At 55.1% G+C, this 21046-nt stretch carries 14 protein-coding genes and 1 tRNA gene; 9 read left to right on the top strand and 6 right to left on the bottom strand.

Going from position 1 to position 21046, the window contains the following annotated elements; translation table 11 throughout:
• Window positions 1-34: 34 nt before the first annotated feature.
• Window positions 35-562 carry a hypothetical protein gene (locus ABIT76_02245; protein MEO7931955.1) on the bottom strand — a complete coding sequence of 176 codons (528 nt, stop codon included), beginning with the start codon at window positions 560-562 and terminating at the stop codon, window positions 35-37.
• A 267-nt stretch (window positions 563-829) separates the two neighbouring features.
• Window positions 830-1861 carry a DNA replication and repair protein RecF gene (gene recF / locus ABIT76_02240; GenBank protein ID MEO7931954.1) on the bottom strand — a complete coding sequence of 344 codons (1032 nt, stop codon included), beginning with the start codon at window positions 1859-1861 and terminating at the stop codon, window positions 830-832.
• A 34-nt stretch (window positions 1862-1895) separates the two neighbouring features.
• On the opposite strand from recF, the gene hisS reads away from it, so the two are divergent.
• The 6 genes from hisS to ABIT76_02210 all read left to right on the top strand — a co-directional run bounded on the left by hisS (window position 1896) and on the right by ABIT76_02210 (window position 9000).
• Window positions 1896-3128: a histidine--tRNA ligase gene (hisS, locus tag ABIT76_02235; GenBank protein ID MEO7931953.1), complete on the top strand. Its 1233-nt coding sequence runs from the start codon at window positions 1896-1898 to the stop codon at window positions 3126-3128.
• A 69-nt stretch (window positions 3129-3197) separates the two neighbouring features.
• A tRNA-Pro gene (locus ABIT76_02230) sits at window positions 3198-3271 on the top strand.
• Between the two features lie 106 nt (window positions 3272-3377).
• Complete coding sequence (locus tag ABIT76_02225; protein MEO7931952.1) at window positions 3378-3545, top strand: DUF1328 domain-containing protein; 168 nt, start codon at window positions 3378-3380, stop codon at window positions 3543-3545.
• A 115-nt stretch (window positions 3546-3660) separates the two neighbouring features.
• Window positions 3661-5139: a trypsin-like peptidase domain-containing protein gene (locus ABIT76_02220; GenBank protein MEO7931951.1), complete on the top strand. Its 1479-nt coding sequence runs from the start codon at window positions 3661-3663 to the stop codon at window positions 5137-5139.
• Window position 5140: 1 nt separating this feature from the next.
• Window positions 5141-6640 carry a PDZ domain-containing protein gene (locus ABIT76_02215; protein ID MEO7931950.1) on the top strand — a complete coding sequence of 500 codons (1500 nt, stop codon included), beginning with the start codon at window positions 5141-5143 and terminating at the stop codon, window positions 6638-6640.
• A gap of 65 nt (window positions 6641-6705) precedes the next feature.
• Window positions 6706-9000, top strand: a complete 2295-nt coding sequence (locus ABIT76_02210) for an NADP-dependent malic enzyme (GenBank protein ID MEO7931949.1) — start codon at window positions 6706-6708, stop codon at window positions 8998-9000.
• Window positions 9001-9066: 66 nt separating this feature from the next.
• On the opposite strand, the gene ABIT76_02205 is transcribed toward ABIT76_02210, so the two are convergent.
• Both ABIT76_02205 and ABIT76_02200 read right to left on the bottom strand, forming a co-directional pair.
• Window positions 9067-9513: a PA2169 family four-helix-bundle protein gene (locus ABIT76_02205; GenBank protein ID MEO7931948.1), complete on the bottom strand. Its 447-nt coding sequence runs from the start codon at window positions 9511-9513 to the stop codon at window positions 9067-9069.
• A 141-nt stretch (window positions 9514-9654) separates the two neighbouring features.
• Window positions 9655-10311 (bottom strand): HAD family phosphatase, encoded by a 657-nt coding sequence (locus ABIT76_02200; GenBank protein MEO7931947.1) that lies wholly within the window; start codon window positions 10309-10311, stop codon window positions 9655-9657.
• Window positions 10312-10387: 76 nt separating this feature from the next.
• On the opposite strand from ABIT76_02200, the gene ABIT76_02195 reads away from it, so the two are divergent.
• The gene (locus ABIT76_02195) at window positions 10388-11578 is read left to right on the top strand and encodes a DegT/DnrJ/EryC1/StrS family aminotransferase (protein ID MEO7931946.1); all 1191 of its coding nucleotides are present in this window, start codon (window positions 10388-10390) and stop codon (window positions 11576-11578) included.
• 129 nt (window positions 11579-11707) lie between these two features.
• On the opposite strand, the gene ABIT76_02190 is transcribed toward ABIT76_02195, so the two are convergent.
• Window positions 11708-12628, bottom strand: a complete 921-nt coding sequence (locus tag ABIT76_02190) for an NAD(P)/FAD-dependent oxidoreductase (protein MEO7931945.1) — start codon at window positions 12626-12628, stop codon at window positions 11708-11710.
• 115 nt (window positions 12629-12743) lie between these two features.
• Between ABIT76_02190 and treY the strand changes: the two genes are divergently transcribed.
• Together treY and ABIT76_02180 are read left to right on the top strand one after the other, a co-directional pair.
• On the top strand, window positions 12744-15524 hold the full coding sequence (gene treY / locus ABIT76_02185; GenBank protein ID MEO7931944.1) for a malto-oligosyltrehalose synthase: 2781 nt from the start codon (window positions 12744-12746) through the stop codon (window positions 15522-15524).
• 358 nt (window positions 15525-15882) lie between these two features.
• On the top strand, window positions 15883-18210 hold the full coding sequence (locus ABIT76_02180) for a beta-galactosidase (protein MEO7931943.1): 2328 nt from the start codon (window positions 15883-15885) through the stop codon (window positions 18208-18210).
• 142 nt (window positions 18211-18352) lie between these two features.
• Here the strand turns inward: ABIT76_02180 and ABIT76_02175 are convergent, their stop codons facing one another.
• The gene (locus ABIT76_02175; protein MEO7931942.1) at window positions 18353-21001 is read right to left on the bottom strand and encodes an adenylate/guanylate cyclase domain-containing protein; all 2649 of its coding nucleotides are present in this window, start codon (window positions 20999-21001) and stop codon (window positions 18353-18355) included.
• Window positions 21002-21046 lie beyond the last annotated feature (45 nt).

The following is a 21046-nucleotide window of genomic DNA, read 5'->3' as shown; positions in this document are numbered from 1 at the left end:
GAGCGGCGCGCAAACTGCGGGCCGAACAAGCAAACTAGCGTTTAACGAAAACGCCGATGAGCGGGCGACCCGAAGGTTTGGCCGATACGAAGTCACTGACAAAACCGGTGCGAGTCCGGATTTCCACATGTCCGGCGCCAGAACCGCCATAGACGAGGACTGAGCCGACGGGAGCGGAAAAGGGGTTGGAAATGGTGGTGCGCACGAAGCCGTAGTCATGCACGAGTTCCAGTCCGGCCTGCTTGGCGTAGCCGGTTTTGGGATAGGAGTCGATCGCCTCAGCCTTGAGCAAGGCGGATTTCACGTAGCGCCAGCAACTCCCTGTGGAGTGAAGGTGGGCGCTGCCCAGCGCGATGTCTGCCGCCTGAACGAGCTTGCGGTTGGATACCATGGAGGACGCGGGCGGATAGACTGCGGGCAAACTCGTTTGAGTCGAATAGGAGTTGAAATAGCTCGTGGAGGAAGTTGAGCGAGTGACCGTGCGATAAGTGGAGCCAAAAGAGCGGCTGCTGTCGGTATTAACCGTCGGACTGCCTATGCGGTTGGTTTTTTTCAGGTCCACGGTCAGCCATTTGTCATTGGTCTGGCTGCCAAATCTCAGTTTTCCAACCGAAATTCCATCTTCCTCGGCACCTGCTGTCTGAAGGCATGAAATCGCAGTTACGAAAGTCAAAGCCCATGCTAGAAAAACAGGTGAGAAGGATTTTTTTAGAAGCATCGTTTGGAAGGTTGAGTAGGGAAAGTGCCCCCGACAGTAGCTTTTGAGGCGGATTGGTCAACCAAAAACTGATGCAAAAGGCTGTTGATCAATCCTTTGCCATGCAAATCTTCAGCAGATTTCACCGATTTTTAGGATATGGACCGGGAAATCGCCTGCCCAGTCGAGATGGGTGGTGGTGATGAGCTGCTGACCGTCTTTTGGCAGGTGCTGGAGGAGGCGATTGCGGCGAACAAGATCGAGCTCGCCAAAAATATCGTCGATCAGGAAAAGCGGTGGCTGCGGCTGTCCCGCCTGAAGGATTTTCGCCTGACCAAGACGGAGGGAGAGAGCGGCCGTGCGCTGCTGACCCTCCGATGCGAAATGAGCAGCGGCGCGTCCGTCAAAGCTGAGTTCAAGATCGTCGCGGTGCGGGCCGACGACGGTTTGATGGAGGTGTTTCTCCTGTGCCGCAGACTTTTCCAGAGCGTCCGCGAAATCCCCGCTGCCTACGCCATCCTTGTAAGTAGATTGCAACTCCGGGCCTTCCCCGCCGATGTCGCGATTGGCAGCGGCGACCAAGGGCGTGAGGGCCGCGACAAACTCACGCCGCGCCAGCCGCACGGCTTCGCCAGATTGGAGCAGGGGACCATTGTAAGCAGCAATCTCGCGCGGACTGCCGCCGGATTTCAGGAGTGAATTTCGCGAGCGCAACGCCTTCTCATAACTCCGCAAGTGCGCCCGGTGGCTTGGCTTCGTCTGTGCAATCGCAAAATCCAGAAAACGCCGCCGCTCCTCGCCGCCACCTCGAATTAAATCCAAGTCGTCATTGCCAAACCACACCACCCGCGCGAGCCCGAGATACTCGTTCGCCCGGCGCTGCTCGACGGCATCGAGGACCAGTTTTCGCTGCCGCGCACTATAATAATATTGGCAGCGCGCCTCATTCCAGACGCCCTCCAGCGCAAACCCCGCTTCGCCGAAACGCACCGCCTGCCCGAGCGTCGAGGCGCGAGGCGATTGCAGCCGGAGCAGCACGCAGGCCGCCTCGAGCAGCGACGTTTTGCCCTGCGCATTCGGCCCGACGATGCACGTCGCGCCCGGCCCCAACTGGAGTCTCGCCCTTTCAAAACAACGAAATCCCCGTATTTGTAGCTCGCTCAACACCGCCTTTAGTATTCACCATTCAGCTTTTCCGATGCAACTTCTTCCCGGTTTCCGCGATTTCTACCCAGCCGAATGCGCGCGGCGCAACTACATCCTCGACACTTGGCGCGCCGTGGCGAAACGCTACGGCTTTGTGGAATACGACGGCCCCGTGCTCGAGCCGCTGGAATTGTATCAAAAAAAATCCGGCAACGAAATCGTCGGCCAGCTTTTCAACTTCGAGGACAAAGGCCAGCGTCACGTCTCGCTGCGACCCGAAATGACACCGACCGTCGCCCGTATGGTGGCATCGCGGGAACGGGATTTTCGCAAGCCGATCAAGTGGTTTTGCGTGCCGCAGTTTTTTCGTTACGAAAAGCAACAGCGCGGACGCGGACGGGAGTTTTACCAACTCAACGCCGACATCTTTGGAGAAACATCGCCCGCCGCCGACGCGGAATTGATCGCACTCGCAGTCGATTCATTGCGTGCCTTCGGGTTCGACGAAAATGATTTCGTCGTGCGCCTGAGCAGCCGCACCGCGTGGGCAGAATTCTTCTCCAGTAACGGCGGCAAACCCGAGGACGAATCGGCTTTTTTCCAGATCGTGGACAAGGCCGAGCGCATGCCGCTGGAAAAAACAGAATCGCTTCTAACTCCGCTCGGTTTTTCCGCCGAGACAGTGCTCGGCTTCATGCGCTCGAAAGCCCCAAGCGCCGACCTTGCGCCGATCCTCGACGATCTAAAAGCACGCGAGTTGGATCGTTATGTGGAGGTCGATTATGCCATTGTTCGAGGACTCGCCTATTATACAGGCGTCGTTTTTGAGGTTTTCGATAAAGGCAAAAACGAGCGTGCCCTTGCCGGCGGCGGTCGTTACGACAGACTTCTCAACCTCATCAGCGACGGCAAATCGAACCTCGCCGCCATCGGTTTCGCCATGGGCGACGTCGTTCTCGGAAACTTGATCGACGATACGCCAGTAGCCCGCGAAAAAATGTCCGCCGCGCTGGCGGCCGCCGCTCCGGTGGAAACATTCGTCATCATCGCCAGCGAAGAACGCCGGGCGGACGCCCTAAAACTCGTCCAGCAACTGCGCGACGCCGGACGCCGCGTCGATTACTCCCTGACTCCCGCGAAGATCGGCAAACAATTCCAGATCGCCGAGCAACTCGGAGCCGCCGTGGCCATTATTATCGGAGACGAATGGCCGCTCTTGAAGGTGAAAAACCTCACGACTCGCGAGGAAAAAATCGTCACTCGCGACGAACTCCACCTGAAATAGCCGCGAGGGCTTGGGATTCGGCTTGCAGTTTTCTTTTTCTGCGAGAATCTTGGCACTCTGCCAAATAAACGGGCTGTAGCACAGCTTGGTAGTGCGCTTGAATGGGGTTCAAGAGGTCGCGTGTTCGAATCACGTCAGCCCGATTTTTCTGACTCACTGGGGAATTTTTCCCAAGTAAATACACCCGGAGGCCTGCTGGTTTGCGAAATCTTTTCTGTAAACCAACAACACCTATCGAAAGGAAAAATCATGATCTCTTGGGCCATCACATTTCTAATTATCGCAATCATCGCCGCCTTGCTGGGCTTCACCACCATTGCCGGAACGGCCATGGGATTTGCCAAAATCCTCTTTGTCATTTTCCTGGTGCTCTTTATTATTTCCTTTGTCATGGGCCGTCGCGGACCGCGAGTGTAGCCGATCATTTACGCATTAAAGAACCGCCGCCTTTACGGGCTGCGGTTCTTTTTTGTTTCTGCGAAGAGCCATTTACAGGCAGCGGGACTGCCTCCATAGTTTGGCGCAAATCTGCATGATCTCACGACTGATCCCGCTCCTTCTCGGCGTTCTTTTTTTTCATACGACCCGCGCCCAACCCGGTGTCTCGCAGGCACAGGAAATTCGTAAAAGTCTCGTCCGCATCACCTGCACCGAGCAGGACGTGGATTACAAAGTCCCATGGAACCCGGGTGCGGTCGGCGGCGGAGTCGGCGCGGGATTCGTCATTGAAGGCAACCGCATTCTCACCAACGCCCACGTTGTCAGCAACAATCGCTTCCTCACCGTCGAGCGCCAGGGAGATCCCAAGAAATACGTCGCCTACGTCAAATACATCGCGCACGACTGCGATCTCGCCGTGCTGGATGTGGAAAATCCGGACTTTTTCAAGGGCAGCTCGCCGCTGCCTTTGGGCGGCATTCCAGAGATCGAAACCGTCGTCTCGGCCTATGGATTTCCCATCGGGGGCGACCTGATGTCCGTCACACGCGGAATCGTTTCCCGAATCGACTTCCAACCTTATACGCACTCTGGCATCGATTCGCATTTAGCCATCCAGATCGATGCGGCCGTGAACCCAGGAAACTCCGGCGGACCCGTCATGCAAGGGGGAAAAGTCGTCGGAGTCGCCTTCCAAGGCTACAGCGGCGACCAGGCGCAAAACGTCGCCTATATGATTCCAACTCCGGTCGTTAAACGCTTTCTGAAAGACATTGAAGACGGGCGCTACGACAAATACGTGGATCTCTCGATCAACTATTTCAAACTGGTCAATCCTGCCCAGCGCGCCGCGCTCAAGCTCCCCGACGACGACCGCGGTATCGTGGTTACGAGTGTCGCGGCGGCAGGTTCCAGCGCCGGAATTTTGCAGCCGGGCGACATTCTTCTCAGCCTCGATAATGTGCCGATCGCCAGCGATGGATTTGTCGAGCTGGACAACGACCGCATCGAGATGACCGAGATCGTGGAGCGGAAATTCAAGGGAGACACCGTTGTTTTTCAACTCCTCCGAAACGGCCAGCCCGTGACCGCAAAGGTCAAACTCAAGTCCGCCTGGCCCTACTCGATGCAGGCGAACAGCTACGATACACCGCCACGCTACGTGCTATTTGCCGGACTGCTTTTCCAGCCGATCAATCGCGACTTCATGGCGGCAGTTGCCATTGATGACTTGCGGACGCGTTATTATTACAACTTCTACATCACCGAGGAGCTTTACACTGCGCATCCCGATCTGGTGGTTTTGAGCAGCATCCTGCCCGATCCGGTGAACACGTATCTGGGGCAGTTTCAAGGCGATATTGTGGACAGCGTGAATGGGAAACCCATCAAAGTCCTCGACGATCTCGCGTCAGCTCTCGCCGAAAATCGCGACACCTACATCATTCAATTTCTCGGCGGCGGACGTCCCGCTGTCCTCGAACGCAGCGTCGTCGAAGCCGCCAGGAAGCGCATTCTCGACCGCTATAATGTCGCGAAGGAGCAAAACCTCGCCAACCCTCCGGCTCGCTAACATGACACGCCATTTTTTCTCCATTCGAGTTGCAGTCTTCTCACTCGTGCTCGGTTTCATCAGCGTCGCATTGGCCGAGGAAAAACCCGTCGCCACCGGCAGCCCGCTCGCCGTTGTGCGCGTCAATGGCACCACCCAGGCTTACGATTTCTTTCGTCCGTGGGGAAAAAAACCAGCCGCTTCCAAGCGTGCTCTCGGAGCGATTCTCCCGGGAAACAAAGTTCTCGTTACCGCCGAGATGGTCGCCAACCAGAGTTACATTGAACTCGAAAAAGCCGGTTCTGGTGAGAAGGTCGCGGCCAAACTTCTCGCCGTGGACTACGAGGCAAATCTCGCCTTGCTCGCTCCCGAAGATCCCAAATTTCTTGAGCCTCTCAGCAGCCTGACCATTGCGGGCCAGGTAAAAACTGGCGACCGCCTCGATGTCTGGCAACTCGAAAACAGCGGCACTCTCGTCGCCACCAGCGGACTCGTCACCTCCTGTGAAGTGGGGCGTTATGCATTGGAGGATTACGGCTATCTCCTTTTCAAAATCACCGCCGCCCTGCAATACCGCGAAAACAGCTACACCGTTCCCATCGTGCATGATGGAAAACTAGCCGGACTCCTTCTGCGTTTTGATCCTCGCTCGCAAACCGTTGAGTCCATTTCGCTGCCGGTCATCCAGCATTTTCTCAAAGCCGCCGCAGACACGCCGTATCGCGGTTTTCCACGGGCAGGGATTCAATTTGAACCGACACGCGATCCGCAGTTGCGACGTTTTCTAAAACTCCCACCCGACGCCGGCGGCATTTATCTGAGCAACATCGACGCAAACACCGCCGCCGCCCAAGCCGGACTGCAAAAAGGCGATGTGGTCCTCAGCGTGGATGACCAGGAAATCGATCCCGACGGAAATTATACGCACCCGGTTTTCGGCAAAATTTCCATCAACCACCTCATCAGCACCGAGCACTACGTTGGCGATGCCATCAAAATCAAATACTCTCGCAACGGCGAAATTAAGGAGACGACTGCGACCGCCAGCGACCGGCCTCCGCAGAGCTACGTTATCGAACCTTATGTCTATGATCGCGCGCCGAAGTTTCTGCTCCTCGGTGGATTTCTTTTTCAGGAACTCAGCCGCCAGTATTTGCGCGAATGGGGCACCAACTGGCAGAAGGACGCGCCAATCAAGTTCGTCTATTTCGACCGGTATCAATCAGAGATCTTTCCGTCGGATCGCGGTCGAATTGTTTTCATCAGCCACATTCTTTCCGCGCCGAGCACGATTGGTTATGACCAGCTCAGCTACCTCATTGTCGAGAAGGTGAACGACCATGTCATCAAGAGCATTGCCGATCTTGATGAGGCGCTGAAAACTCCAATTGACGGCTTCCACAAAATCGAAGTAAGCGACGATCCGAAAGTGCTCTATGTCGATGCCCATACCGTGGAGGCCGACACGACAGCATTGAGCAAGCAATACGGAATCCCGCTGACCAGCCGACTCAAGGAATAAGGTCGCAGTCGTCAGAGGAAAGACTCGTCAGAGCCGAGTTAGATCGTTATCCTGGCAGGAACATCATGAGCCGCACGCCCACCATAATGTCCGACGACTTGCGCACGGGAGCGCTGGTTTATCATCGTTTTCCAAAGCCGGGTAAACTCGAAATCCAGCCCACCAAACCGCTGGGCAACCAGCGCGATCTAGCCCTGGCTTATTCTCCCGGAGTCGCCGCCGCGTGCGAAGCCATCGTGGAGGATGCGACCCAAGTCAGTGAACTCACCGCTCGGCAAAATCTGGTCGGGGTCATCACCAACGGCACCGCCGTTCTCGGTCTAGGCGACATCGGCCCGCTCGCTGCGAAACCCGTCATGGAAGGCAAGGCGGTGCTCTTCAAAAAATTTGCCGGAATCGACGTTTTCGACATCGAGGTGAATGAAAAGAACGTTGAGAAATTTGTCGATGTCGTGGCCGCTCTAGAGCCGACTTTCGGTGGAATCAATCTCGAAGACATCAAGGGTCCGGAATGTTTTGAAATCGAGGAACGGCTGCGCGAGCGCATGTCGATCCCGGTCTTTCATGATGATCAGCATGGGACTGCCATCATCGTGAGTGCCGCCGTGCGGAATGGATTGGAACTCGCCTCTAAAAATATCGGCGAGGTCAAGATCGTTTGCTCCGGTGCCGGTGCCGCCGCGCTCGCCTGCCTCAACCTGCTCGTGTCGCTCGGAGCCAGTCGTAAAAATATTTGGGTGAGCGATTTGGAAGGCGTCGTTTATGCCGGTCGCGAAGTGCTCATGGACCGCTGGAAATCCATTTACGCACAGGAAACCAGCGCCCGGACTTTGAGTGAAATCATCTCCGGAGCGGATGTCTTTCTCGGCCTTTCCGCGGGTGGCGTATTGAAGCCGGAAATGGTGAGTCAGATGGCGCCGCGTCCGCTTATTCTAGCCCTGGCTAATCCCACGCCGGAGATCCTCCCAGCGGAGGCTTTTGCGATCCGTCCAGACGCGATGATTTGCACCGGTCGCTCCGATTATCCAAACCAGGTGAACAACGTTCTCTGCTTCCCCTACATTTTTCGCGGAGCCCTGGATGTAGGAGCGCGGACAATCAATGAGGCAATGAAAATTGCAGCTGTCGAAGCCATATCGCAGCTCGCCCGAGAGGCGCCGTCCGATGTGGTGGCGCTGGCTTATGGCGGTGCCGCCCCTCCTTTCGGTCCGAACTCGCTCATCCCGTCGCCATTCGATCCGCGGCTGATCTTGCGGATCGCTCCCGCTGTTGCAAGAGCTGCGATGGATACCGGTGTGGCCACGCGCCACATCACGGATTTCGACGCTTACGCCGATCAACTGGATCGGCTCGTGTCGCGTTCCGGCTTCATAATGAAGCCAATTTTCACACAAGCGAAAAGTTCTCCGCGTCGGGTGATTTACGCAGATGGCGAAGACGAACGTGTCTTGCGCACCGCACAGGTGGTGCTGGAGGAAAAGCTTGCAATTCCAATCTTGATCGGCCGCCCGGAAGTGGTTGAAAGTCGCATCAAACGCTTTGGACTTTCCATCCGCGCAGGTCACGATTTCGAGCTGATCAATCCGGAGGATGACCCACGCTATCGCGAATACGTGGCCACTCTGATTGCCGTCGCCGGACGCAAGGGAGTGACGCCGGATGCCGCGCGCACGCTCGTTCGTACTAACACCACGGTCATCGGAGCGGTCGCGTTGCAACGCGGCGATGCCGACGCCATGCTCTGCGGATTGGAAGGACGTTTCCATAGCCGGCTGCGCTTTATCCGCGACATCATCGGACTCGCTCCGGGTGTGAGCGAACTCTCCGCGCTATCGCTGCTCATCACGCAACGCGGTAATTTTTTTCTGGCGGATACCCATGTGCGCCTCGACCCTTCCGCGTCGGAGATTGCTGACATGGCGATTCAGATTGGGGACCACGTGCGGCGCATGGGCATTACACCCAAAGTTGCGTTGCTGTCGGATAGTGATTTCGGCGAATTCGATTCTCCGTCCGCAGTAAAAATGCGTGAGGCGCTCGCGCTCATTCGCCAACTCAAACCTTCTCTGGAAATCGATGGAGAGATGCAGGCCGACAGTGCACTTTCGCAAACCATCCGGGATCGTGTGATGCAGGACTCCAGTTTAAAAGGCGAGGCAAACGTCCTGATCATGCCGAATCTTGACGCCGCCAACATTGCGTTCCAACTCGTCAAAATTCTTTCCGATGCGCTGCCCGTGGGACCGATTTTAATGGGGGCCGCAAAACCGGCGCACATCCTCACGCCATCCGTGACGGCTCGAGGAATTGTGAACATGACAGCCATTGCCGTGGCCGAGGCCCAGGCTGTGTCTAACTAAATATCGAAAAGCAAAATGCCCGCACGACTTGGAGCCAGTGCGGGCATTTGAATCATGTAATAGCAATTATTCTGGAGTCGAATCGCGGCGGTCGCGAATATCGTCGTGCGCCATTTGCACAGCTGAATATTGCTCGTAAACATCGTTGCGAATGTTGCTGGGCAGTTCTTGATCAAGTGCATTTAGGTAAGCTTCCACTGCGTGGTCCTCGCCGCGTTCGCACTCGGCCAGAATGGCGTGATCGCTGCCTTTTGTGAAGGCGGCTTTTAAGTCGATCCAGCCGCGATGCACCGCGCTCACGAAGCCGCTGGTTTTCTCCGCTTGCTCGCCGAGGCTGGTGACGTGCTGTTGCAGGTCACCAGCAAATTTTGACCGCTGGAGGGAATACTTTGCAAACAAAGCCTTCAGCTCTGGATTGTTCACGTTTTCAGAGGCATCGCGAAATCCGTCCTGTCCATCTTTGCAAATCTCGATCAGGTCGTTCAGGATATCTACAGTCGCTGCAGTTTTCATAAGAATCTGGTTTGTTGGTTAAAAATCTGGCTGCGCCGAAGAGCAACCGTTACAAGAAAGAAATCGCAATGGACCAAAAGAGCGGTTCCTTTTTTTAGAAGAGGCCTCTCACTGAGTATCTGCAACACGTTGAAAACCAGCCTAATCGAACAGGCGCGCCATTCTTTCCAAGCTCAATTCAGCCAGTGAGTGCACCGCCAGATCCGCCTTGCCGAGTTCTTCGATCGGATTCGTCGTGGCCACTGCGATGACCTTCATGCCCGCCCTTCGCGCAGCGTCGATGCCAACATGAGCATCCTCAAAAACCACACAGAGTTCTGGGGCCACGTTGATTTTTCCAGAAGCTTTCAGAAACACCTGCGGGTCAGGCTTTCCAGCCGTCACATCCTCGGCGCTCACCACATCGTTAAATGCATCGCGCAGGCCCAGTCGATCCAAAGTCGTCTCAATGTTCAACCGATGCGTCGAAGATCCAATTACGCATGGGATGCCAGCGGATTTCAGCGACGCCAGCCAATCGACGACGCCCGGCAATGCCTCAATGCCCCAATCGGCCACCACTTCCCGATAGAGCGCCTCCTTCCGCAAAGACAGTGCGCCGACCTCCTCCACTTCCTCGGACCATTTCAATAGATTGGGAATAATCCACTCGTTTTTCATACCGAAGCCGCGCTTGAAATGTCCCTCCGGCAGTGGCTTGCCCACCTCCTGAGCGAGCCGTTCCCAGCTCTCCTCGTGATGTCGCGAGGAATCAATAATCACACCGTCCCAATCGAAAATAGCACCCCAAGAATTCATCGCCGTTTTTAGTCGAGACCTGGGCACACGGTAAAGTTGAATTGCCGCCGCGTTTATGATTAGACTGCCATTTACCATGGAAGTCCCTTTGCTCGATCTCAAACTCCAATACGCCCCGTTGCGCGGCGAAATTCAAAAACGCATTGCCGCCGTCTGCGAGGCCCAGGGTTTTTGTCTGGGCCCGAAAGTGGTCGAACTCGAGCAGGAGCTGGCCGACTATTGTGGCGCGAATTTTGCCTTCGGCGTTTCCTCCGGCACAGATGCGCAACTCGTGATTCTAATGGCACTCGGGATTGGTCCGGGCGACGCGGTCATCACGACGCCCTACACGTTTTTCGCCACGGCGGGCTGCATCGCGCGTCTCGGTGCGACCCCCATTTTTGCCGACATCGATCCAGCCACCTATAACTTGGACCCGGTAAAGGTCCGGGAATATCTGGAGGAAAAATGCCACCATTCTTCCGACGGCAACGTGGTCAATGAAGCGGGGCTCATCATGCGCGCGATCATTCCCGTCCATCTTTTCGGCTGCTGTGCGGAGATGAATGCCTTTCGTGCCATTGGTGAGGAATACGGCCTGCACATCATGGAGGACTCGGCTCAGTCGATCGGGGCAGAGTATCTGCTTTCGGACGGCACGGCCGGACGTTCCGGGTCCATGTCGGAGAGCAGTTATTTCAGCTTCTATCCGACGAAAAATCTGGGCGCTTTCGGCGATGCTGGCATGGCGACTTGCCGTGACGCGGATCTCGCCGCCCGTATCGATGCGCTGCGGAATCACGGCATGGCTCCGCGCTACTATCATTCGTTGATCGGCGGAAATTTTCGCATGGACGCCATCCAAGCCACGGTGCTACAGGCGAAGCTGCCGCACCTTGACGATTGGTCCGCCGCACGTGGTGAAAATGCCGTGCGCTACAGCGAACTATTCACCCGAGCTGGATTACTGGAGCACGTCACGCTGCCCGTGGAGCCACATGCCGGACGCGACTTGAAGCATCATCACATCTACAACCAATACGTGATTCGTACGACCCGCCGGGATGCTCTGAAGGCGCATCTCCAAGTCAGTAAAATTGGCTGCGAAATCTACTATCCGCTGTCGTTGCATCAGCAGGAATGCTTTGGCTATCTCGGTTATAAAAAAGGGGATTTTCCCGAGTCCGAGCGAGCTGCATTGGAATCATTGGCGCTCCCCATTTTTCCCGAACTCCAATCCGAGCAGCAGGAGTACGTGGTGGAAATAATCGGCGAATTTTTCAAGTAACACACGCATCGGAGGCCGCCCCGATGTCGGCGTAGGCGGATGCCTGAAAAACGACTTTCATTGCAATGCGTCCAACCGTCTGGAAGTCAGCCGTCGATCATTAGGCTGCCCGACTGTATTGCGCATGAATCATCCAATCCTATTTTTCGCGCCTTGATTCACTAGAGACTGATTCAAAAGTAGCTCGTTAATCGCATAAGCCGCAGATGCGCCTTCCGCCGCAGCCATGACCACCATCTGCAGCCCATCGCTGGCATTTCCAACCACAAAGACGCCGGGAATATTTGTCTCCTCAGAGTCTCCGGTTCGGATGCTAATATCATCTGTAAAATCGCATTTCATGTCACGCGCAAATCGAGCGGCAGTCTTCGGGCGAGTCTCAAAAAACAAAGCCTGACGCGGGAGAACTTTCCCATTTCCAAACCGGATCGCTGTGAGTTGATCCCCATCACCTTCAAGACACACGATGCTCTCAGTGAGGCACTCTACTCCATTGGTTCTCAACCTCTCACGATCCTCTCGGGAGACTTTCCCGCCGTTAGTGCAAAGGACCACATCCCGACTCCAGCAGGTCAGCTCCAAAGCAAACTCGATCGCACCCGCCCCGGTTGCATAAACCGCGATAGCCTGATCGCGATGTTCCCAGCCATCGCAATATGGACAATGATGCACCGTGCTCCCGTAGAATTTCTCAATGCCGCGCAAAGGCGGTAGAGGATCGATCAAGCCAGTGGCGAGTAGCAGCAACTTGGATGAAAATGTCGCCCCATTTTCGGCGCGGAGGTCAAATGAATTCTCCAGGCGCTGGCACTCGGTGACTGTTCCGTGTTGCAACTCCACACCAGGATAGATCGACAGTTGATCTCGGCAAATTTTAAGAAATTCTTTGGGCGATACTCCGTCGCGCGATAGGAAACCATGCATATGCCCGGAGGCGGCGTTGCGTGGATGACCAGCGTCAATCACGATTACATTGCGTCGGCATCGTCCAAGAATCAGAGCCGCGCTTAACCCAGCCGGGCCGGCGCCAATAATCGCGACATCATACATCTAGGCTATATCGCAAATAGCATCCCAGTCGGACGTCATGATTTGATTGGAACTCCGCTCATTTTTGGAACCGGAAAAAGTCTCAATTCCGTTGCTAAAGTGATCAGCCATTCCTATGTCACACGCCCTCATTCCACGAGCGACTTACCGTCTGCAATTCCACGAAAAATTTACCTTCCGGGATGCGCTCGATCTGGTGCCGTATCTTGATGCGCTGGGCATCAGCCATCTCTACGCGTCGCCATTCTTCTTGTCCGCCCCAGGAAGCGTGCATGGCTACGACGTTTGCGATCATAATCAGTTCGATCCAGAGATCGGAACGGCTGAAGATTTTGCCATGCTCAGCGATGAACTGAAGAAGCGGGGGATATCCATCTTGGTGGACTTCGTGCCAAATCACATGGGCATTACCGGCCTGCAAAATCGTTGGTGGGCGGACGTGTTGGAGAATGGCTCCAGTTCGCCTTACGCCAACTATTTCGACATTGATTGGAAACCCCTGAAACGCGAATTGGAGAATCAAGTCCTGCTGCCGATTTTAGGCGATCAATACGGACGAGTTTTGGAAAAAGGAGAACTGAAAATTATTTGGAATGAGGGTTCCTACCAAGTGGATTATTATGGAACTCGCCTGCCACTTTCACCTGTATCCGTGACGCCAATGCTGGAAGAAGCAATCGGGACTTCCGATCTGACGATGGAGGAAATAGGTAATTTGTTAGACGCATTGGACAAGGTGTTTCGTGTCACTGGAACTGCGAGTGTCGAGGAACGGAAAAACTTTAGGCGGCGACTCGCAGAACTGTCTTCGGAAGATCAGCCACTCCATGAATCCATTGCGACAGGAATTGATAAACTTCAAGCTGACTTGGACCGGCTTGACGCTCTTCTATCACAACAAAACTACCGCCTAAGTTATTGGAAAGTGGCGACAGAGGAGATTAACTACCGGCGCTTTTTTGATGTGAATTCACTCGCTGCTTTGCGCATGGAGGAGCCCGAAGTTTTTCACGATGCGCACCGGCTCCTGTTGCAACTGGTCAGCCAGGGAAACATTTGCGGAGTGCGCATCGACCACATCGATGGGCTGGCAGTGCCGCGCGTTTATCTGGAGAAATTGCAGCGCGCATTTGGCGAGGCAAGTGGAAGTCCCGATAATCCAATGGCCGCCTGGCTCCTCGTGGAAAAAATACTGGGAGTATCCGAGGAACTGCCAGCAACCTGGCCAGTGCATGGAACGACAGGCTATGAATTCGCCAGCGAGCTGACCGGACTTCAAGTCGATTCAGCGGCAGAAAAAATTATAACGGTCGGCTATGCAGCGCTCACTGGTCGGCGCAGACATTTCCGCGAGGAGGTCTATCTCGGCAAACGACTGGTCATGCAAGTCTCCATGGCTGGAGAGGTGAACGCGCTGGGATATTTGCTCAATCGCATTTCGGAGTGCAATCGCTGGTATCGTGATTTCACACTCAATGCCCTCACGATGGCCGTGCGGGAGGTGATTGCCTTCTTCCCAGTTTACCGTTCGTACTTGGAACCAGGTGAATCTATTTCCGAAATGGATCGTCGGCTCGTCTTGAAAGCCATCGTGCTGGCGCGAGGCCATAATCCCGGACTGGAGCGTACGGTTTTTGAATTCATCAGAGATGTGCTCCTGCCACCACCCGAAAATCCGCATCCTGTGGACGAGCAACTGCGGACCAACTTTGTATTGAAGTTCCAGCAATGCACCGGGCCGGTGATGGCCAAGGGCGTGGAAGACACTGCGTTCTATGTTTACAACCGCTTCATTGCTCTCAATGAAGTTGGCTCGGACCCGGAGAAATTTGGCTTGAGCGTGGAAGAGTTTCACGCTGGCAATCAGCAGCGGTTGGAGAAGCTGCCGAGATGTTTGCTGGCGACTTCCACCCACGACACTAAACGCAGTGAGGATGTGCGCGCGCGCCTCGCGGTTCTCTCGGAAATGCCTCGCGAATGGATTCGCACGGTCCGGCACTGGCAGATGTTAAACCGCCGTCACCGCGCAAATGTGGATGGAGAACTGGCCCCCGATTCCAATGAGGAATATCTGCTCTACCAGGTCCTGCTGGGATGCTGGCCACTGGAGCCGATGGATGAAAAAGCCCGTGCCTGCTATATCGCACGCATTCAGGAATACATGGTGAAGGCCTTGCACGAAGCGAAGGTGAATAGCGGCTGGGTGGACCCGAATGAACCTTGGGACACAGCGGTTCAGAAATTTATCGGCGTCATCTTGGAACCCAATGCCCGGAATCGCTTTCTGGGAGAGCTTCAAAAAATGGCGGAGACCATTGCTTTCGCAGGAATGGTGAATTCCCTTTCCCAGACAGTGCTCAAACTCACCTCACCCGGAGTTCCTGATTTCTATCAAGGCACAGAAATATGGGATTGGAGTTTGGTGGATCCAGATAATCGCCGCCCGGTCGATTATGCTTTGCGGAAGCAAATGCTAACCTCGCTAGAGTCCGGAGTTTCAGCGGGGGACCTGCTGAAGAACTGGCGTGATGGCCGTATCAAGTTGCATGTGATTCATCAGTTGCTGAAGTTGAGAAAAACGCAGCCAGAGATCTTCGACAGCGGAGATTATAAGCCGGTGAAAGTCACCGGAAAATCTGCGAAGCAGATAGTAGCTTTTCTACGGCAGAAAGAGGAGCAAACGTTACTCGTGATCGCACCAAGACTGAATCTCCATAAATCTGCGCCGGAGACGAACACTGTTTGGGCTGGCACAAAAATAGAAGATTTGGATGTCATTGGATGGAAAAATATTCTCACTGGAGAAGCGGTTTCCTCAGTGATGTTAGAAGATTTGCTGGGGACTTTTCCAGTTGCGGTGCTAACGCGCAACTGCTTAAACTTGAGTCAGGCATGAGGCGACTCGCATGGCGACGTTAGTCCAATCGCTGTCGATCTCCTGACTATAATTTCATCTGCGGATACCACGGGCGTGTCTTCGCTTTGCTCTATCCAGCGCCGGTCTGCATTCATATGTCTTAGTCCAATCATTGCCAATAACCAACCAGCCAATGACTTCTTAGTTGAAACGAAGGAAGATTGGCAATCAGGTATTGTCTTCCAATACTCCACAGCCATGCCGCATTCCGTTAATCTTATCTCATCACTCGTGATCCTGTCCAATCCGCACGTGCCTTGGACAAGGCCGAAGGTGATCTAATAACTCAAATAAGATTTTATCGGCTACCAAAACTACCTAGCCTGAATTCCTCCCTATGAAATCCCGTTTATTAGCCCTCGCCCTCACGATTCTCACCGTTCCGTGTGTAGCCCAATCAGTTGGGGCAAAACCCACACACACTTTTTCCATTGGTGCTGAGAACTTCGAATTGGATAACCAAAAATTTGTCATTCGCTGCGGCGAAATGCATTTTGCACGGATCCCTCCGGAATATTGGCGTCAACGCCTGCGAATGGCCAAGGCCATGGGACTGAACACTGTTTGCGCTTACCTCTTCTGGAATTTTCACGAGTGGGAGGAAGGGAAATTTGATTGGACTGGCTGGCGTGACGCGGCGGAATTTTGTCGCATTGCTCAGCAGGAAGGCCTCTGGGTGATAGTTCGTCCTGGACCTTATGCCTGCGCGGAATGGGAGATGGGTGGCCTCCCGTGGTGGCTGGTTAAGCGCGACGGGATCAAGCTTCGTTCGCAAGATCCCCAATTTCTGGAGCCCGCCGCCCGCTACCTGAAAGAAGTCGCCCGTGTTCTGGCTCCGCTGCAAATCACCAAAGACGGTCCTATTCTTATGGTGCAGGTGGAGAACGAATACGGTTCGTTTGGCAAGGACACTGAATATATGGGTAGGCTCCGGCAAGCTATGATAGACGGCGGAATCGACGTGCCTCTTTTCGCGTGCAATCCAGCGGGAGCCATCGCCAGCGGATATCGCGACGATCTTTTTCAGGTAGTGAATTTCAAACCCGGTGCCGCCAAGGGAGCGTTCGAGACGCTGCGCAAATTTCAGAAAACGGGGCCGTTGATGAATGGGGAATTTTATCCCGCTTGGTTTGACGTTTGGGGCGGCCATCATCGCAAAAGCGACGTGAACAGCTTCATCGGAGATCTGAAATACATGCTCCAGAACGACCATTCCTTTAGCATCTACATGGCGCATGGCGGCACTTCGTTTGGTTTGTGGGCGGGAGCCGACCGTCCATTTTCCCCCGACACGAGCAGCTACGATTACGATGCTCCGATTAGTGAGGCGGGTCAGATAACGGATAAATTCATCCGCGTCCGGGATTTATTTTCGAAATATCTATTGCCTGGAGAGAAAATTCCCGCGCCCCCTGCGCCGCTTCCAGTAATCGAAATTCCCGCTTTTAGTCTGTCGGAAACAGCACCGGTTTTTGATAACCTGCCCCAGCCACAGAATGATGAAACTCCTCGCACGATGGAGTTTTATGGGCAGAGCCGTGGCTGCGTCGTTTACCGCACCAAGCTGCCAGCAGGTCCTGCCGGGATTCTTAGCGTGAAAGAAATTCACGACTTCGCCTGGATTTTTTTGGACGGCAAACAAGTGGGTGTCATAGACCGACGCGGAAAGCGTTTTCAAGTCAAACTCCCGGCACGCACGAAAGAATCGCGGCTGGATTTACTTGTTGAAGCAATGGGGCGTGTGAATTTTGGTAGTGAAGTCTTTGACCGCAAAGGCCTGCATGCCCCTGTGAAATTGGCAGACGCTGAACTAAAAGGCTGGGAGATTTTTTCTCTGCCGCTGGATGAGACGGAGCTCGCTGGACTGCGCTACCAAAAAGCAATGGCAAAGGGTGCAGCTTTTTGGCATGGCACCTTCGAGCTCACGAAAATAGGCGACACGTTTCTGGATGTACGCAAGTGGAGTAAGGGTGTGCTCTGGATCAATGGTCACTGTCTGGGACGCTTCTGGAACATCGGTCCCACACAGACGATGTATTGCCCGGCACCATGGCTGAAGCCGGGCCGGAACGAAGTGGTGGTTCTCGATCTCATCGGGCCGCAGGAGCCGATGCTTTCAGGTCTAGTCCAGCCAATCTTGGATGAGCAGCGGCCGGAGCTGGATTTCGCTCGAAAGGTTCGCGCCGGCGGCACGTTTTCAGCATCCCAGATTATGCCCGCCGCACAAGGCAGCTTCAGGCCCGAGCCTGAGTGGCAGGAAGTGCATTTCGCGCGTCTTCAAAAAGGTCGTTATCTATGCCTGGAGGCACTGAATGCGGAGAAAGGAAACAATGCCGCCGTGGCTGAGCTCGACGCGCTGGATGCAAAAGGGGAAGTTCTTTCCAAGAATCTCTGGAGCATCTTTTGGGTGAGCAGTGAGGAAGTTACAGGTGCCTCGTGCGATGCAGAAAATATGCTCGATGGGCAGCCGTCCACGCATTGGCATTCGGAATACACTCGTATAAGCGCCGACTTTCCTCATCGAGTCGTTATCGACTTGGGTGAGAATATTCCTGTAAGTGGCATTCGTTATCTCCCTCGTGCCGGTAACGGCTCGCCGGGCCGGATCAAGGATTATCGAATCTATGTGAGCGACAAGCCGTTTGGGTTGCTCCCTGCACAGTAAACTTGCAAAGGTTAGGTTGCGGCGTCGTCCTTGTGCAATACTTAAAAGGAAGCTGGGCCTTGGCAGAAATAAGCCAAGGAAAGGAATACTCATGTCTGCCTGAAGGCTTCACGGGATGTGCCAAGCTATACAATGGCGCGGGTCATATTTTAATTCCAGGAAAAGCGAGTTGGGCCGCTTCCAACGGGGTCAGCCGGCGGCCTTGCGCCCAAATTGTTGCATAACTTGGCTCACCCAGAGCGCGTTGGAAGTCGCTCAATATTTCTTGATAGGCCAGAACGTCGAGAGGCGCAAAAGACAATCCCAGCCGGTCGCGCAAGACTGAGGCTGCGGCAAACAGCGTGAGGCCTTTTTCGTGATCGCCTCGAATGCGCGCGATGTTGCCCGCACCCTCGATGAGATTGGGAATAATCCAGCGGTTGGCGAGTTGGATGGCGATTTCGCTGCACTCGCGATAGAGAGCGGCGGCTTCGTCAATCAGGCCGCTTTGCAGCGCATTGCTTGCCAGACTCCAGCTATTCAACCCAATAAAATAGCGGTCTCCCAGCTTTCGAAATGTCTCCAAGCTTTGGCGCTTGAGTTGATCCGCGAGCGTATACTTACCATGATCAGAGGCGATGCTGCCCAAGCCAGTGTTAGCGATAGCGCGGAGTCGCTCGTCATGATATTTCTCTGCAATGGCGAGACAGTCGCGAAAGCTTGTTTCTGCTAGTTCCGCTTTATTCTCCAGGCGCTCTACAAACCCTCGCATGGCGATAAATTCGGCGGATTGCTTCTCCTCACCCAGCGCAGTGAGCATCGCGATGCATTGCGTCACCGCCTCATAGGCGAAAGTGTTGTCGTCCTGACACCAAGCGAGGCGGGCGGCACTGCCGAGGCTGATTGCCAGCAGGAGGCGGGGCATGGGATCGGCCACAGCCAGCAGATTTGAAAAATATTCCCGGCCCTCGCGCAAATCGCTGCGCACTTCCCAAAAGCGGGTCAGCGCAGTTGCCATGCGCAGGCCTTCCTCGGCATGAGCCGAGTCCTTGGTGGCCCAGTCAATGGCCATGCGAAAATTGATGCGATCCGCCGCGAGCTTTTCGAGCCAGCGGGCTTGTTCTGGTCCCATCAAATAAGGCTGGGCTGTTTCCGCAATATACCGAAAATAGGCTAAATGCCGGTCATTGATGATCGTGGATTCGCTCGACTCCGACAGTTTTTGGCGGGCGTATTGAAAGATGGATTCGGTGAAAACGTAACGCGGCTCACCCGCTGGTCCGCTCTCAACGCTCACCAGCGACTTGTCCAGTAACTGGCTGAGCAGGTCGAGCATTTCCCAAGTTTCCAGTTCGTCATCCGCGCAGACCGCCTCAATGGCAGCGAGGGTTCGCCCCCCGGCGAAAACCGCCAGTCGGCGAAAGAGAATGTGTTCTTTCTCAGAGAGCAAATCGTAACTCCAATCGATCAGCGCACGCAAAGTTTGCTGTCGCGGAAGCGCGGTGCGGCTGCCGCCGGTGAGGAGCGAAAAACGATTTTGCAGGCGCTCGGCGATTTGTTCCGGTGATAAAACCTTGACTCGCGCCGCAGCCAATTCGAGTGCGAGTGCAATGCCGTCGAGCCGGTAACAAATGCGGGCGATGGCCTGGCTGTTTTCGGCGGTCAGCCGGAAGAACGGAAGCGCTGCCGCAGCGCGATCCACAAAGAGCCGGATCGATTCCAGCCGCCCCAATTCTTCCAGATTATAGCGGATGAGCCCACCCCAGCGCGACATTTCTGGAACACTCAACGGAGGCACCGGCCAGGTGGTTTCTCCGGGAATTCCGAGCGGTGTGCGGCTGGAGGCGAGAATGCGAAGCTGCGGGGCTTGGCGGAGAAGAGTCTCGGTCAGCCGTGCAATGGGCGTGATGAGGTGCTCGCAATTATCGAGGATGAGCAGGAGGTTTTTGCGGCGGAGAAAGGAGGCGAGCGCCATTTCCACAGATTTCTCGCCGTCGAATAAACCAAGCACTGTGGCGATGTTGGTGGGAACATTTTCCGGGTCAGTCTCCGTGGCAAATTCCACCAGCCAGATTCCGTCCGGGAATTGGTCTGAAAGCTCGGCAGCGACTTGGAGAGAGAGGCGGGTTTTGCCAGTGCCGCCGGGTCCTGTGAGCGTGAGCAAATGGGTGGATTGGAGTTGAACTCGAACCTCGGCGAGTTCGTTTTCACGGCCAATAAAGGAGGTGAGCTGGACAGGAAGATTGTTCGGAAAGCGCTCCAGTGAACGCAGCGGCGGAAACTGGGTCTCAAGGCCCTCAATGATGAGCTCGTAAATCCGCTCCGGCCGGGCAAGATCTTTCAGCCGATTTTCGCCTAAATCGCGCAGGGTGACGAGCGATGGCAGGCGGTCGTGTACCAGCTCCTCGGTGGCAAGCGAGAGGAGCGTTTGTCCACCGTGTCCCGCAGCCAGCAAACGCGCAACCCGGTTGAGCACTGGGCCGAAATAATCTGACTCGCGGAGCTCTGCCACGCCGGTGTGGATGGCGATGCGCACTTTGAGCGGAGCGTTATTTCCCCAATCCGTTTCGGCGAGACGATGCTGCGCAGCAGCGGCTGCGGCGACGGCGTCGGGAGCCTCGTTAAAGACTACGCAAAAGGCGTCGCCAATCGTTTTGAAGACGATGCCGTGGTGCGTGGTAACGGCTTCCCGCAGGATGCGATCATGCAAGGCGAGTGCCGGTCCCATCGCGGCCAGGTTCGCCTCCCAAAGACGCGTGCTGCCTTCGATATCTGTGAAGAAAAATGTGACGTTGCCAGTGGGAAGTGTCATCGCGCTCCGCTATTTAGCCAGAGCTGGCTCGCAGGCACAGCGGAA

Source organism: Chthoniobacterales bacterium (assembly GCA_039930045.1).
In the GTDB taxonomy this organism is placed as follows: domain Bacteria; phylum Verrucomicrobiota; class Verrucomicrobiia; order Chthoniobacterales; family DASVRZ01; genus DASVRZ01.
This window is presented reverse-complemented; position numbering and strand designations above follow the sequence as displayed.

Coding starts and splice junctions, on each gene's coding strand:
- hisS (MEO7931953.1), top strand. CDS start 1,896: ATGCAACTTCTTCCCGGTTTCCGCGATTTCTACCCAGCCGAATGCGCG.
- ABIT76_02225 (MEO7931952.1), top strand. CDS start 3,378: ATGATCTCTTGGGCCATCACATTTCTAATTATCGCAATCATCGCCGCC.
- ABIT76_02220 (MEO7931951.1), top strand. CDS start 3,661: ATGATCTCACGACTGATCCCGCTCCTTCTCGGCGTTCTTTTTTTTCAT.
- ABIT76_02215 (MEO7931950.1), top strand. CDS start 5,141: ATGACACGCCATTTTTTCTCCATTCGAGTTGCAGTCTTCTCACTCGTG.
- ABIT76_02210 (MEO7931949.1), top strand. CDS start 6,706: ATGAGCCGCACGCCCACCATAATGTCCGACGACTTGCGCACGGGAGCG.
- ABIT76_02205 (MEO7931948.1), bottom strand. CDS start 9,513: ATGAAAACTGCAGCGACTGTAGATATCCTGAACGACCTGATCGAGATT.
- ABIT76_02200 (MEO7931947.1), bottom strand. CDS start 10,311: ATGAATTCTTGGGGTGCTATTTTCGATTGGGACGGTGTGATTATTGAT.
- ABIT76_02195 (MEO7931946.1), top strand. CDS start 10,388: ATGGAAGTCCCTTTGCTCGATCTCAAACTCCAATACGCCCCGTTGCGC.
- ABIT76_02190 (MEO7931945.1), bottom strand. CDS start 12,628: ATGTATGATGTCGCGATTATTGGCGCCGGCCCGGCTGGGTTAAGCGCG.
- treY (MEO7931944.1), top strand. CDS start 12,744: ATGTCACACGCCCTCATTCCACGAGCGACTTACCGTCTGCAATTCCAC.
- ABIT76_02180 (MEO7931943.1), top strand. CDS start 15,883: ATGAAATCCCGTTTATTAGCCCTCGCCCTCACGATTCTCACCGTTCCG.
- ABIT76_02175 (MEO7931942.1), bottom strand. CDS start 21,001: ATGACACTTCCCACTGGCAACGTCACATTTTTCTTCACAGATATCGAA.